This window comes from Notoacmeibacter marinus, assembly GCF_002238045.1.
GTDB classification, from domain to species: Bacteria; Pseudomonadota; Alphaproteobacteria; order Rhizobiales; family Rhizobiaceae; genus Notoacmeibacter; species Notoacmeibacter marinus.
The window spans coordinates 190,951-205,061 of sequence record NZ_NBYO01000001.1 but is presented as its reverse complement, the minus strand read 5'-3'; the positions used below and the strand labels follow the sequence as shown (position 1 = coordinate 205,061).

The window sequence follows — 14,111 nt, the reverse complement described above, 5'->3', positions numbered from 1 at the left end:
CATGCATATTCGCTATCTGGACCTGATCGCCTACGGGCATTTCGCAGATCGGCGCATTGGCTTCCGGTCGGATGCCAAGGTTCATCTGATCTACGGGCCGAACGAGGCCGGCAAGTCCACGGTCCTGCAATCCATTGGCGACCTCCTTTTCGATTTTCCTCAGCGTTATACGGGCAAAGCGCGCCATCGGCCTGTCGATTTCCGTTTCCGGCTCCCGGAACTGCGCCTGGGCGGTGAATTGCTGCGCAAGGACGGCGCGACGCTCGCCTTTGTCCGCCGCAAGGCCAACAAGGCCGCGCTCAGTGATCCGGATACGGGCGAGACCCTGCCGGACGATGCGCTGGATGCCTTTCTGGGTGGGCTGGACCGCGAGCGGTTTATCCGGGAACACGGGCTGGACGCCGAAACGCTTCGGCAGGGCGGTGCCGTTCTGGCTGGCGAGACCGACGCCGATCTTGGCTGCAGCCTCCTTGCCGCGTCCTCCGGCCTGGTCGGGCTGCGCCGGCTGCAGCTGAGAATTAACGAAGAAGCGGACGATATCTTCAAGCCGCGCTCTCAAAAGAGCCAGTTCGCCCTGGCGCGCGCCGAACGCGATGCGGCGCGCAATGACGAGCGCGACACCGACATCGTTCTCAGCGCCAGAGAATGGCGCGATAACGAAGCAGCGATCCGGGACAATGCGGTCGCACAGGACGAAACCCGCCAGAAGCTGGCGCAGCTTGATCAGCGCCACCGCGACCTGAGCCGGCGGATCGCTCTCCGACCGGCACTTCGACATCTCGACGAGGCCCGGCGCGATCTTGCGGTTTTCGACGATCTGGCCGACCTTCCCGATGGCCTAGCCGACCGGATCGACGCGGCACTCGCGGAACAGGACGCGGCCAGCCGGGCACTGGCGGATGCGGAGACGCGGCGGACCCGCCTTACCGAACAATTGGAACGTTATGCGCCGGATCAGGCTCTCGTTGCAGCGATGCCTGCGGTCAAGGAATTGGCGGAAAATCTCGGTGCGTTCAGGGAGTGGCAGGAACATACGCCGAAACTCACGGAGCGTCTGACGACCCAAAAGGCCGAGGAGGCACGTTGGTGGCGCGAACTCGATCCGAAAGCTGACGGTGGAGGGTTGGCGCTGCCGTCTATTGCCGAACGAAGCCATCTGAACCAACAGGCATTGCGCCTGCAGCGTCTTCTCGCTAGCCGCCAGAGCCGCTTCGACGAGATGGCGGAACTGGCCGAACGCATGAGGCGCGAAGACAATACCGAAGACGCGAAGGCCTTACCGGATCTACCGCGCTCGCTGCGATTGGCGGCTGACCTGTCACTTGTTTTCGAGCCGCTGGACCAGGCGATCGAACGCCGCGCGGAAGCGCAGCGCGCGATTGTCGAAGCCGGCGAAGCTGCGCTCCGGCTTGATCCGCCGGTCGAGGCGCTTGCGTATAAGATCGGGCTGGTCTGGCCCTCCGACAGCGATATCGACGAAGCGCTCGGCCGTCATACGGCGTTGACGACGGATCAGAGCCGCCTCGAAACGCGATTGGCCGAACTGGAATCGGCAATGGCGGAAGGGCGGCGCCGTGCCGGTGAAGGCGATGCAGCGGAGCAGTTGCCTGATCGCATGGACCTGCAAAATGCGCGCATGGAACGCGATAGTGGGCTGGCGCACCTCCAAGCGGGAAGGGGTGATTGGGCGGATGCGCTGAAAGCGGTCGCCGCGGCGGATCGAATAGCCGACCGGTTGATCGACGATGCCGATGCGATGGCTGCCCGGCGGCAGGAACGGGTCGAGCGGGAAAGACTGGCCTTGCAGCGTAACGACATCGTCCGGAAATTGGAGACGGTGCGGCAGGCGATGGATCGCTGGCAGGAGGATTGGGCGACGCTGTTCGAAACGCTCTCCGTCAAACCGCCTGCGTCGGCGCGGGCGGCGAACTGGATGGGTCGCCTTCGCTCGCTACGCGATGCCGTTGCGGCGGCGAATGCGAGCCAGGACAAAGCCGATTCAATTATCGACCGCGCCGACGGCCACCGGCCGGCTCTGCTCGAACTGGCGGCCTCGGTCGTTCTGCCGGATGCCGATACGCTTGCCATCGACATATTATGGCGCGCGGTGGCGCGTCGTCTCGACGGTCTTGCGCAGGAGGATCGGGCAAGGCAGACCGAGCGCGCCGTCATGGACGAGCGCCGCAAATCCTATGGCCACGCCGAGAGCGAATATCAGCGCCTTTCCGCCGAAATCGCCGCCATGCGCACGGCGCTGAAGGCGGACCTTTCGGGATTTTCCCTGCCGGACGATGTGATGCCCGAGACAGTCTTCGCGATCCTCGAAGGGTTCAACAATCTATCGGAAACCCGTGCCAAGATCGCCGAGACGGAACGCCGCCTGGCCGGTATCGACGACAAGAATGCAGCGTTTCGCCGGTCGGCACAGGAATTGATCGAACGGCTGATGCCAGATGCCGCGGGCGATTCCCTGGATAGCGCCGTCGGCACATTGCGCGACCGTTGCGAAGAGGCCGCCAGTCTTGCCAGGCGGGTAGCGGATCTGCGCGGCGAATACGCCGAAGCCGACGAAGCGCTGTCCAGGGCGAAAACGCGCGGGCAGGAGGCGGAAGCGACACTTGCTGCATGTGCGGCCCTGCTGCCGGAAGGGGCTGAACTGCCCGCGGTTGCGGAGCGGCTGCGGGAGCGTGAACGGGCAGCCCGGACGCTGGTCGAGCAGCAACGCCGGTTTTCCGATCTCGCCGACGGTCTACCCGAAGAAGATGTGCGGCAGGCGGTCGAGGCGATGGACCAGACGAGCGCGCGCGACGAGTTGATGCGGCTCGAAGACGAAAAGGGAACGGCCGAAGAAGAGCGGGAGCGTCATCGCTTGGAGGCGGGCCGGCTTCTGGAGAGAAAAGCGACGCTTGGCGCGCGGAGGGGTTCGGAACTTGCAGCCTTCCGCCGCCAGGCTGCCGAAGAGCGCATGGCCAATGCGGCACGCGAATGGGGCCGGTTGCGCGCTGCTTCGATCTTGCTGGATGCCGCGATGGACCACTATGCGCGATCCGTTCCCAACGCAGCCCTTACTGAAGCCGGGCGGCTGTTTGAGACCCTGACGGGCGGCGCGTTCAGCGGTCTTTCGGAGGATCTCGATAGCGAGGGCAAACCAATCCTCATCGTTCAGCGTGCCGATGGCGGAACGATGCCGGTTTCCGGCACCTTGTCGGAGGGGACGGGCGACCAGCTCTACCTGGCGCTACGCCTTGCCTGGCTGAAGGAACGGGCGGAGCGCAACGATCTGCCGCCTTTTATCGGCGATGATCTCTTCGCGAGTTTCGACGATGACCGAACCGAAGCGGGACTGCGGGCCTTCGCCGAAATCGCGCCCGCTGTTCAGCCCATCCTCTTTACCCACCACAAAGCGGTTGCCGAGACGGCACAGCGCACGCTCGGGGACGGGCTCGATTTGATCGAGTTGTAACCCTCAGTCGAAGAGGTCCTTCTGGTTGACCGGTGTCGCAGGCGACCGTTCGTTGGTCGGCTTGGCCGCCGCCTTTCGGGTTTTTCCGCCTGTCGATGTCGCAGTCTTCGCACTTCCGGCCCGCCTTCGCTCAGCCTTCGCTCCAGGAGCGGCTTCGCTTGCCGTTGCGAGAACGGTGCCGCCATCCATCTCGAGATGAAGCGCCATGCCGGCGGAGATGTCGCCGGCTCGCGTCAGAACGTTCCGCTCGCTGTCGCGTACCACGGCGTAGCCGCGCGCAAGAACGTTCTGGTGCGACAGAACCTCGATCAGCCGCGCCGTCGAGACAAGACGCTCCCGCCGCCGTTCGAGGATCCGCCGGATCGCCGGGTCCAGGCGTTTGTCGGCAACCGTCAGCCTTTGCCGCTCGCTTCTTAGCTGCCGGTCCAGCACTGTCGGCGACAGCCGCTCGGTCAAATGCGTCAGCCGGTTGCGGCGAAGCGCGATGCCGGAGACCAGGGCCCGCGCCAGCCGCCCGGCGGCCTCGTCGTGGCGGCGGCGGGGAATGGCAAGCAGCGCGTCGACCGATGGCAGGGCGCGCGCCAGGCTTCGCAAATCCTGGGAGCGACGATCCAGAAGGCGGCGGTGGGCCGACCCCAGCCGCGCACCGAATGTGGCGACGGCGGCCTGCAGTTCCGCGCGCACCGGCACCGCCATCTCCGCAGCGCCGGTTGGCGTCGGCGCGCGACGATCGGCGACGTGGTCGATCAGCGTCCAGTCCGTTTCGTGGCCGACGGCCGAGATGACTGGGATCGAGCAGGCGGCGACCGCGCGAACCACTGCTTCATCGTTGAAGCCCCAGAGGTCTTCCAGCGATCCGCCCCCTCGTGCGACGATCAGCACGTCCGGGCGCGGCAGATCGCCACCCGCCGGCAACGCGTCGAAGCCGGCAATGGCGCGCGCCACCTCGTCGCCGCTCGTCTCGCCCTGAACGCGCACCGGCCAGACCAGGACATGCAGCGGAAAACGGTCGGCGATCCGATGGCAGATGTCCCGGATGACAGCGCCGGTCGGCGAGGTCACGACGCCCACCGTCTTTGGTAGAAAGGGCAGCGCCTTCTTGCGGTTTTCGTCGAATAGACCCTCTGCGGCCAGTGCCTTGCGCCGCGCCTCCACGAGCGCCATCAGCGCGCCTTCGCCCGCCGGCTCGATCCGGTCGATGACGATCTGGTATTTCGACGATCCCGGATAGGTGGTCAGCTTGCCGGTGGCGATCACCTCCAGCCCTTCTTCTGGCTTGAAGGCCAATTGCTGGAAAGCCTTACGCCAGACCACCGCGTCCAGCCGGGCACGCTCGTCCTTCAGGCCGAAATAGGCATGGCCGGAGGAATGCGGTCCGCGATAGCCGGTGATTTCGCCGCGCACGCGGATATAGCCGAAGCGGTCTTCGACCACGCGCTTGAGCGCCGAAGACAGATCGCTGACGGTGAATTCTTCCGCATTGGACTTGGCGGCGGCCAAGATTGCCTCCCGCTCGTACGCTCAGTCCTTCTTGGAGCCGACGCCGAACTGATCGAAGAGCTTTTCCATCGCCTCGATCTGCTGACGGCTGACGGCTTCGCCCGCGGCGAACATCGGCCCGAAGAAATCATTGGCCGTCTTGTCCTGATCGTCGTCGTCCGGCGAATCCGGGTCGGCGGCCTCGTCGACCAGAAAAGGCTCCGGCTCGAGCGGCAGGCCGGGCGGCACCATGCCGATGCCGTCCGCCGTATGGTTCTTTTCCGGGTTGGAGCGTGGGCGTCCAAGAAACATTTCCATCATATCGCCGAAGCCGCCCGTGCCGCGCGTCGACTGGCTCGCCGCCTTTGCGCTGTTCACGAAGGGCGCCCACATTTCGTCCCAGACACGACCGGCGGGCCCGTAGATCGCTTCCATCAGCCCGGCCGGTTCTTCCTGCCGCTGATTTTCGGGTTTCCGCGCAGCAGCGGCCGGCGCCTGAACGTAAGGGTTGGAGTAACGGGGCGCGGCATCGCTCGCGGTTACGAAAAACTCCGTCATCTGCCGGGTGATGCCGCCCATCACCGCGCTGGCGATGACCGGCAGCATGCGTTGCACATCCTCGCGCGGCACGCCTGTTTCATTGGCTACCTGGTCGGTGATGGCCCGCATCAAACCGGCCGAACGGAAGAGCTGGTCGAGAATATTCTGCGCCTGATGGATCGCATTTGGCTCGAAAGCCTTTGTGACGTCGAAACCGTAGGGCGCGTGCCGGCCGGAACTGAGGGTGGCCATGAAATCCGTCGTATCGGCGGGCGTCGCCGTCTGCCGTCGCAACGCTTCGCTGAAGGCCGGCGCGACGGCGGCCAGTACGTTCATGGCCTGTTTCTGGTTGAGAGCGAACTGCTCCGACAACTGCTTCTGAAGCGCGCCATCATTCATGGATGACAGCATCGGAAAGATCGGAATCATGGGTCGCCTCATTGGTCTGCTCCCTGTCACAATAGCGGTTTTCGGCCGGAAAGCGACCGATAGTCCAGGCTAATAGGCATAGGCTTCGAATAGAGGCTCGATCGAATGATCCCAGCGAAGGTGATAGGCGCGAAGCATTTCTTCCGCTTCCGTGGTCCCGCGCGCGACGATCTCCTCCAGCGGCGCCAGGAAATGCGCTTCGTCGAACCCATCCGGATTGAGTTTCGCGCGTCGTTGCAGTCCGGCCCGCGCAATGGCCAGCGCGCGATAACCGAGATCGCGCATGGTGCCATCCCGGAAAGGCGTCGCCAAAGCCTTTTCCGGCGCGGTGTCGCGCATGGCCTGCACTTCATCGACCGTCCAGTCCGCGGTCCAATCGGCCGTCTCGTCGAGCGCGTCCTGGTCGTAGAGTAGGCCGACCCAGAAGGCCGGCAGAGCACAGATCCGCCGCCATGGGCCGCCATCGGCGCCGCGCATTTCGAGAAACTGCTTCAGCCGCACATCGGGAAAGAGCGTCGACAGATGATTGATCCAGTCGCCCAGCGTCGGTTCCGGGTTCGGTACCTCGTCACGCAGTGCGCCATCCATGAACTGGCGGAAGGTGACATGGGTCGCGCGATGGTAGCGCCCGTCCCGCAGGACGAAATACATCGGTACGTCGAGCGCCCACTCAGCATAATCGGCAAAGCCGAAATCGGAGGCGAAGGTGAAAGGCAGGATGCCGGCGCGATTGTTGTCGACATCGCGCCAGATGTCGCCGCGCCAGGACAGAAGACCGTTCGGCGCGCCTTCGGTGAAGGGCGATGAAGCGAACAGCGCCGTCGCAAGCGGCTGCAACTTCATGCCGACCTGCATCTTGCGCCGCATATCCGCTTCCGACGAGAAATCCAGATTGGTCTGGATGGTGCTGGTCCGGCGCATCATATCGCGCCCCTGACTGCCGACTTCCGGCATATAGGCGGACATGATCTCATAGCGCGACTTCGGCATGAGCGGTGTCTGTTCGAGCGACCACTTCGGACTGGCGCCCATGCCGAGAAACCCGATGCCGAGCGGCTCGGCGATCTGCCGAAGCTGCGACAGGTGAACGTTCGATTCCCGGCAGGTCTGATGGATCGTTTCGAGCGGCGCGCCCGAAAGCTCGAACTGGCCGCCCGGTTCGAGGCTGATTGCGCCTTGGCCGATAGGCGATGCAAGGCCGATCAGCTTGTTGCCGTCGACGATCGGCTCCCACCCGAGTTTTTCCTGCATGCCTTCCAGAAGAACGCGGATGCCGGCGGAGCCATCATAGGGCACGGGGCTGTTGCCATCCGCGTAAAAGGCGAATTTTTCGTGCTCTGTTCCGATCTTCCAGTCTTCGCGGGGGCGGCACCCCTGGGCCAGATAGTCGACAAGGTCGTCAAAGCCCTCGACGGGCGTGTCGTTGCTGGTATCGCGTGCCATGGTCATTCCGTCTCATTCGGCGCGAAGGCACGCCATCAATCTTCGCATAGATGGCGGAGGCGGCCGGGAAGATCAATCGTCTGTCACACGATCGTCGTGGACATTTCCGCGCCAGTCGCCGCAAACCGCCTGAACGAGGGCCAGTGCCGCCACCGCGGCCGTATCGGCGCGCAGAATGCGCGGCCCGAGCGGAATGGCCGTCACGAAGGGCAGGGCGCGCAGCATCCGCCGTTCGTCGTCCGAAAACCCGCCTTCCGGGCCGATGAGAACGGCCATCGGGCCGGGCGTCAGCCTGGAAAGGATCGGCACGGGATCGTCGTCGGTCGCATCCTCGTCGCAGAAGACGATGCGGCGCGCTGGATTCCACCCTTCCAGCAGCGGGCCGATCTTCTGCATCGGACGCAGTTCGGCAAGCGTCAGAATGCCGCACTGTTCGGCCGCTTCGCGCATATTGGCTTCCAGCCGGCCGGCATTGATCCGCGGCATCTGCGTGTGCTGGGTCTGAACCGGTTGGATAATGCCGGCGCCCATCTCCACCGCCTTCTGCACCATATAATCCATACGGCCGACCTTTAGCGGCGCGAAAAGGTAATGGAGGTCGGGCATCGGCGGCTGCGGCCGCACCTGTTCTCCGATCTCCAGTACCCCGCCCTTTTTGCCCGATCGCCGAAGCGCCGCGCGCCACTCGCCGTCGCGCCCGTTGAAGAGAAGCAACGGGGCGCTGTCGTCCATGCGTAGGACATTGAGTAGATAGTTGCTTTGATCCTTGGTCAGAACGACAGGCTTTGCCTCGGATAGATCACCGTCGATGAAGAGGCGGGGCAGGCGGTAATCGGCGCGCATTGTCTCTCTATGGTTTGTGAATGGTTAATGGACGGTCGCTGTTGCGGGTAGGACACGTTTCCACAGGGAGCGTCAACGACAACGATTTAATGACTTTCGCCTGTTACGGTTTGGGCCCATAAGCCGCCCGTTACCGATCACGTGCTGTTTCTTGGGTAACGGCAAAGTGAGCAGAATTGTGTTCTTTTGGGGAACCACATCCGCCACACTCCGTTAGCCCCTCGAATGAAGCGACCCTGCCGGCGGGAACGTTTCGGAAAGCAAATTGATCTATAACCGAGATTGCGAGACCATTCGAGATGAACGCCGTGAAAGCAGCCCTTTTTTCCGTTTTTACCCTGACTGCCGCCGGTATCTGGTATGTTGGCATGAACGCAACTGAAGCCGAAGCCAGCAATGGCTACGCCGCCGGTTACGGTGTTGTTGCCGCGATCAACTGATCCTTTGAAAATAGCAATTTGGCAAACACCCCGCGCAAGCGGGGTGTTTCGTTTTGGGATCAGACCGCGGTCGGATGGTCGCCTATGAGGATAACGTGAACGGCGCGCGGTCCGTGAGCGCCCAGCACGATCTGTTGCTCGACATCGCCGGAGCGTGACGGCCCGGTAATCAGATTGACGATGCGCGGCAGGATGCCGGCCGGACCGGCCTCGGCGACCGTCGCCCGCAAAGCCTCTTCCAGCGGCCCGACGATCCGCGCGGCGGATAGGACGACAAGATGGTGGTCGGGCAGAAAGTTCAGCGTCGTCGGATTGTCCGGCCCGGACGACAAAATGAGGGTTCCTGTTTCGGCGACTGCACTCACCGCCACCGACAGGCCGACGCGGTCGGAACCGTCCGAGGGGCCGATCGTCACCTCCATCAACGGCTGTGCTTCCCAACCGGCCCTGTCGAGAAGCGGGTCGCTTCCGCGCCGGATCGCCTGTGGCAGGTTTTTGGCGGTTAGGTATTGGGAGACGGCCTCGGCCACGTCCGAGATTGCGGCCACATGCCGGATGGTGGTCTGAACGCTTTGCGCCTTTTGCGTGAAAAGGGCGATGGCCTCGTCGCCGGAGACGTTCGCGCCCGCTGGCACCAGAACGTTTTCCTTTGCTGCGAGACAGGCTTCGGCGCCGCTCTCCCTTTCGGATCGGGGCGGTGCACGACCTTCCTCGATAGCCTTGCCAATCCTTTGCAAGATGATGTCTCTGGCGCTGCTCATGGCCGCTTCGCCTTTTCCGATTTGGCATAGGCCTGCATGAAGGTTCGCCCTTCCGGGGCCGGCAAATCGCGCGCATCGGTCCAGCCGGATGCAAGGGGCAGGCGCGACAGACGATGTCGCGTGCCGCCCAGGCCGGACAGTATTCGCGCGGCAATGATCGCGCCGAACCTGTAAAGTCGCGGGTGACGGGCGGCAAACGCCCAAAGGCTCATGCCGCGCCGCATGGCGCCGGGCTGATAGCCCTTCTCATACTCCTTTTCACGCCATTGTCGCATCAGCTTCGGCAAGGGAATGCGCATCGGGCAGACCGCCTCGCAGCGCCCGCAGAAGGTCGAAGCGTTCGGTAGGTGCCCAGCCTGGTCGATGCCCGCCAGCGCCGGGGTGATGACTGCGCCGATGGGTCCGGGATAGACCGCGCCATAGGCATGGCCCCCAACGGCATGAAAAACCGGGCAGTGATTCATGCACGCCCCGCAGCGAATGCAGCGCAACACCTCCTGAAACTCCGTGCCCAGCAGCGCCGAGCGGCCATTGTCGAGCAGCACGACATGAAATTCCTCCGGCCCGTCCTGATCTTCGTTGCGGCGCGGTCCGGTCGAGATGGTTGTATAGACGCTCATCTCCTGGCCGGTTGCCGAACGGGCGAGAAGCCGCAGGATCGTCGAAAGATCTTCCATCGTCGGCACGATCTTCTCGATGGAAGCGAGGGCGATATGAACGCGCGGCAATGTCTGCGTCAGGTCGCCATTGCCCTCATTGGTCACGATCACCGTGCTGCCGGTTTCGGCAACGAGGAAGTTGGCGCCGGTTATGCCGACATCCGCCTCGAAATAGCGCTGGCGCAGCACTTCGCGCGCTTCGCCCAGCAGGCTTTCGGGCGTATCGAGAATGCGATCTTTGTCGAAACCTGTGTGGACCCGTCGGAAATCGGCCTCGACCTGGTCGCGGTTGAGGTGGACGGCGGGCGCGATGATGTGACTCGGCGTCTCGCCACGCAACTGGATGATGTATTCGCCGAGATCGGTCTCGACGGCCTCGATCCCGTGCGCATCGAGATGGGCGTTGAGTTCGATCTCCTCGGTCAGCATGGATTTGCCCTTGGTGACCGTTCGGGCATCGGCCTTGTGGCAGATATCCAGAATGATCGCCCGGCCCTCGTCGGCATCGCGCGCCCAGTGAACATGGCCGCCGGCGGCGTTCACATTGGCCTCGAACCGCTCGAGATAGACATCCAGATGATCGAGGACATGGTTCTTGATGCCGACCGCCGCATCGCGGATCGCCTCGAATTCCGGCAACGCCGCCGCGGCCTTGGCGCGCTTGCCGATAAACCCGGCGCGGACATTGCCGAGCGCACGCTGAAGCTGCTTGTCGCCAATGGCCTCGGCGCTGCGTTCGATGAATTCGGCGGAATGAACCTTCACGAGCGATCCTCCCCGGAGCCCGCAATAGGCGGTGTATCGGTCATGCCAGCAAGGATTTCGGCGACGTGCCGCACTTCGGTCCTGTGACCCTCTCGCCGAAGACGCCCCGCCATGTTCATCAGGCAGCCCATATCGCCGGCGAGCAGCAGGTCGGCTTCGGTTCCGGCGATGTCTTTGGTCTTGGCCGAGACGATTACTTCGGAGATGGCCGGATATTTGGCGCAGAACGTGCCGCCGAACCCGCAGCAGACCTCCGGATCGTTCATTTCCTTCAGTTCGAGGTTGTCGATCTTCGCCAGAAGCGCGCGAGGCTGAGCCTTCACGCCAAGTTCGCGCAGCCCCGAACAGCTATCGTGATAGGTGGCGCTGGTCCTTGCAGGCAGGGCTGCGGCGGTAGTGCTCACAGACCGGACATCCGTCAGAAAACTGGTCAGTTCGTGCGTTTTCTCAGCTAGCTTTTCGGCGCGCGCTGCCCATTTTGGGTCGTCGGCGAGAAGCGCCGGGTAGTGATGGCGGATCATCGCCGCGCAAGACCCGGATGGCGCGACGACGTAGTCGAAAGCCTCGAAGGCGGCGACCACCTGTCGGGCGATGGCGGCCGTTTCGTTCCGATGGCCGGCATTGTAGGCAGGCTGGCCGCAGCAGGTCTGAGTATTCGGCACGGTGATATCGCAGCCGGACTCTTCCAGCAGTTTGATCGCTGCGAAACCGACCGTCGGTCGAAACAGATCGACAAGGCAGGTCACGAACAGGCCGACCGTCGGTCGCGCGGACTGCTCTCCCTTTCCTTTGTCGATCTCCTCCACCACGATGCCTCGCTCCATGTATCCTTCCCGGTATTTTGGTATAACAGGCACGATCCGATCACGAAATGAGAAAGCCATAATGGAAGGCGAGCGCCCCGGAATGAACGAAAATGGCAAGTCGGAACCGTCCGCCGCCGACCAGGATCGGACCACCGCGCTGGAGGAGCGCGGCGCGCGCGTTGCCGGTTTTTTGCCGTACCATCTGCGCAATGATGCGATTGGCGAAGTGCATTCCCGGCCCAACCCGGTCGTCGAAACGCCCTCGATCATCAAGGCGATCGCTTTCATGTCCGATGGGGGAAGCGGCTTGGCCTGGTCGGCATTGGCGTCGCAATGCCGGGCCCTGGGCGCGTCGGTGCCGGACCGCAGCGTCCGCCATTACGCCATCGACCTGCCGCACGGCGAATTGCGCTGGGAGCGCCATACCGAGTTTTCGACCTATCTGTGGCATGCCCCTCTTCGCCCTGAAAGCAGCGAACCTCTTGGTCAGAGCCCGTTCGGCCGGTCCTTCTCGGCGCCTGGGACCGTCATCTCAGCCGTTCATCTCGAGATCCATTCGCGTAACGCGAGAAGCGAAAAGCTGATCGAACGGTTCGATCCGGTCACGCTCAGCCATTCGCTGGTGGAAAAGGGCCAGGCCAGCGCCATCACCGATTTCCGCCAGGATGCGGAGGGGTTCACCCATATTCTCGTTCTGCATGATGGCCTGTCCCCGGCTCGCGCCGGGGTACTCGCGCAGCGGCTGATCGAGATCGAGTTCTATCGGACGCTGGCCATGCTGGCCCTGCCGCTGGCCCAAAAACTGTCGCCGCGCATCGCCCGGGTCGAGAACGACCTGGCCGATATTGCCAACCGGATGCGTGCGGGGGGACCGCGTGACGCAGAAGATTTGCTGGCAACCGTGACCGATCTGGCCGCCGACCTGGAAGCCGATGCGACTTCGAGCCTTTATCGCTTCGGCGCGGCCCGCGCTTATAACGGCATCGTAGAGGAAAGGTTGAAATCGCTTGGCGAGGTGCCGGTCTCCGGCTCCGAAAGCTGGACCGCCTTTCTCGAGCGGCGGCTGGCGCCGGCGATGCGGACCGTGCGGTCGGTAGAGGAGCGGCAGGCCAATATGAGCCGCAAGCTAACCCGCGCCTCGGCGCTGATCCGGTCCTGGGTCGACATCGATCTACAGCGACAGAATGCCGGCCTTTTGAAATCGATGAACCGGCGGACGGCAGCGCAGCTTCGCCTGCAGCAGACCGTCGAAGGGCTCTCGATCGCCGCGATTTCCTATTACGTCGTGGGTCTGATTGGCTATCTGGCCAAGGGGCTCGACCCGCTGGGCGCGTCGGTCGATCCGGCCTATGTCACGGCGTTCTCGGTGCCGGTCGTGGTGCTGGCCATCGCCGCAATCGTCTGGCGTATCCGCAAAGGTCACCGCGACCCGTCATAGGGCGCTCGCCTGATGACGGCCGTAACCATCGCCTGCCTATTCGGCCGCAGTGGAATACTCCGAATTGCGCGGATGGTCCCAATAAGGTTCGGGACCGTACAGATCGGCCAGATAGTCGATGAAGAGGCGGACCTTCACAGGCAGGAAGCGCCGCGAGGGATAGACGGCATGAAGTCCGATATGGCGCGATGCCCGCCAATCCGGCAACACGTGCACCAGTTCGCCGCGCGCCAGCTCCGAGCCGATATCCCATGTGGAGCGCAGGGCGATTCCCGTACCGGCGATCACCGCTTCGCGCAGAACTTCTGACGAATTGGTCGAAAGCGGACCGTCCGGCCGCAATGAGACGGCCGCGCCATCGGGACCTTCCAAACGCCAAAGCTCGCCATTATGCGGAGGAAGGCACAGATGCTGCGCCAGATCGTCGACCGATTTCGGCTCGCCATGCTTGGCTAGATAGTCCGGCGCGGCGACCAGAAGCCGTTCGACATCGGCGAGCCGGCGCGCGACCAGCGAACTGTCGGGGAGTTCGGCAATCCGGATCGCCAGATCGAAACCATCCGCGACGATATCGACGAACTCATCCGATAGAGCCAGATTGATCGACAGATCGGGATGAGCTTCCATGAAGGCTGTCAGATGCGGGGCGACGTGCATCCGCCCGAACGAGGTCGGGGCCGAGATTTTCAAAGTGCCTCTGGCCTGTGCCGAGCGACGCGAAACGAAGGACTCCGCCTCCTCCACGGCAGCCAGAATGGCAACGACCCGCTCGTGAAAGCCCTGGCCGGCCTCGGTCAACGCGATCTGCCGCGTTGTCCGCTGCAGAAGGCGCGTGCCGAGCCGGTCTTCCAGCTTGCGCAGCCGCTTGGACACCACGGCCGGCGACAGGCCCATTTCCCGGCCCGCAGCCGACAGCGAACCGGCCGAGACGACACGCGCGAAGATTTCCAGTTCGGCGGTCGGGGTCATGTTCGCTCCCCGGACCGTTTCGGCAGGCTGCATCTTGCGGGCTGGCGGCGAAGCCATAGATGTATTTCTGGTGTTC

General features: G+C 63.6%; 11 protein-coding genes. 3 read left to right on the top strand and 8 right to left on the bottom strand.

The window, feature by feature from the left end; all coding sequences use genetic code 11:
• The first annotated feature begins 1 nt into the window (after position 1).
• Complete coding sequence (locus B7H23_RS00920) at positions 2-3,463, top strand: ATP-binding protein (protein WP_094075539.1); 3,462 nt, start codon at positions 2-4, stop codon at positions 3,461-3,463.
• A 3-nt stretch (positions 3,464-3,466) separates the two neighbouring features.
• On the opposite strand, the gene xseA is transcribed toward B7H23_RS00920, so the two are convergent.
• The 4 genes from xseA to B7H23_RS00900 all read right to left on the bottom strand — a co-directional run bounded on the left by xseA (position 3,467) and on the right by B7H23_RS00900 (position 8,197).
• Positions 3,467-4,963, bottom strand: coding sequence for an exodeoxyribonuclease VII large subunit (gene xseA / locus B7H23_RS00915; protein WP_240534923.1), 1,497 nt, complete (start codon positions 4,961-4,963; stop codon positions 3,467-3,469).
• Positions 4,964-4,984: 21 nt separating this feature from the next.
• Positions 4,985-5,923, bottom strand: coding sequence for a DUF937 domain-containing protein (locus B7H23_RS00910; RefSeq protein WP_094075537.1), 939 nt, complete (start codon positions 5,921-5,923; stop codon positions 4,985-4,987).
• Between the two features lie 57 nt (positions 5,924-5,980).
• Positions 5,981-7,354, bottom strand: a complete 1,374-nt coding sequence (locus tag B7H23_RS00905; RefSeq protein ID WP_094076788.1) for a glutamate--cysteine ligase — start codon at positions 7,352-7,354, stop codon at positions 5,981-5,983.
• 72 nt (positions 7,355-7,426) lie between these two features.
• Positions 7,427-8,197: a 16S rRNA (uracil(1498)-N(3))-methyltransferase gene (locus B7H23_RS00900; RefSeq protein ID WP_094075536.1), complete on the bottom strand. Its 771-nt coding sequence runs from the start codon at positions 8,195-8,197 to the stop codon at positions 7,427-7,429.
• A gap of 299 nt (positions 8,198-8,496) precedes the next feature.
• Between B7H23_RS00900 and B7H23_RS15980 the strand changes: the two genes are divergently transcribed.
• The gene (locus tag B7H23_RS15980) at positions 8,497-8,637 is read left to right on the top strand and encodes a hypothetical protein (RefSeq protein ID WP_158215729.1); all 141 of its coding nucleotides are present in this window, start codon (positions 8,497-8,499) and stop codon (positions 8,635-8,637) included.
• Between the two features lie 59 nt (positions 8,638-8,696).
• Here the strand turns inward: B7H23_RS15980 and B7H23_RS00895 are convergent, their stop codons facing one another.
• Genes B7H23_RS00895 through B7H23_RS00885 form a run of 3 tightly spaced genes read right to left on the bottom strand, consistent with a single transcriptional unit; the run spans position 8,697 to position 11,646 of the window.
• A complete protein-coding gene (locus tag B7H23_RS00895; RefSeq protein WP_094075535.1) occupies positions 8,697-9,398 on the bottom strand; it encodes a LutC/YkgG family protein in 702 nt (233 codons plus the stop codon).
• Positions 9,395-10,822, bottom strand: a complete 1,428-nt coding sequence (locus B7H23_RS00890) for a LutB/LldF family L-lactate oxidation iron-sulfur protein (protein ID WP_094075534.1) — start codon at positions 10,820-10,822, stop codon at positions 9,395-9,397. Before B7H23_RS00890 ends, B7H23_RS00895 begins: the two co-directional genes overlap by 4 nt.
• Positions 10,819-11,646, bottom strand: coding sequence for a (Fe-S)-binding protein (locus B7H23_RS00885; protein WP_094075533.1), 828 nt, complete (start codon positions 11,644-11,646; stop codon positions 10,819-10,821). The genes B7H23_RS00890 and B7H23_RS00885 overlap by 4 nt, the downstream gene beginning before the upstream one ends.
• 82 nt (positions 11,647-11,728) lie before the next feature.
• On the opposite strand from B7H23_RS00885, the gene B7H23_RS00880 reads away from it, so the two are divergent.
• Positions 11,729-13,066: a DUF3422 family protein gene (locus B7H23_RS00880; RefSeq protein ID WP_094076787.1), complete on the top strand. Its 1,338-nt coding sequence runs from the start codon at positions 11,729-11,731 to the stop codon at positions 13,064-13,066.
• Positions 13,067-13,102: 36 nt separating this feature from the next.
• Here the strand turns inward: B7H23_RS00880 and B7H23_RS00875 are convergent, their stop codons facing one another.
• Entirely contained in the window at positions 13,103-14,035 is a 933-nt protein-coding gene (locus tag B7H23_RS00875; RefSeq protein WP_094076786.1) for a LysR family transcriptional regulator, read from the bottom strand.
• Between the last annotated feature and the right edge of the window lie 76 nt (positions 14,036-14,111).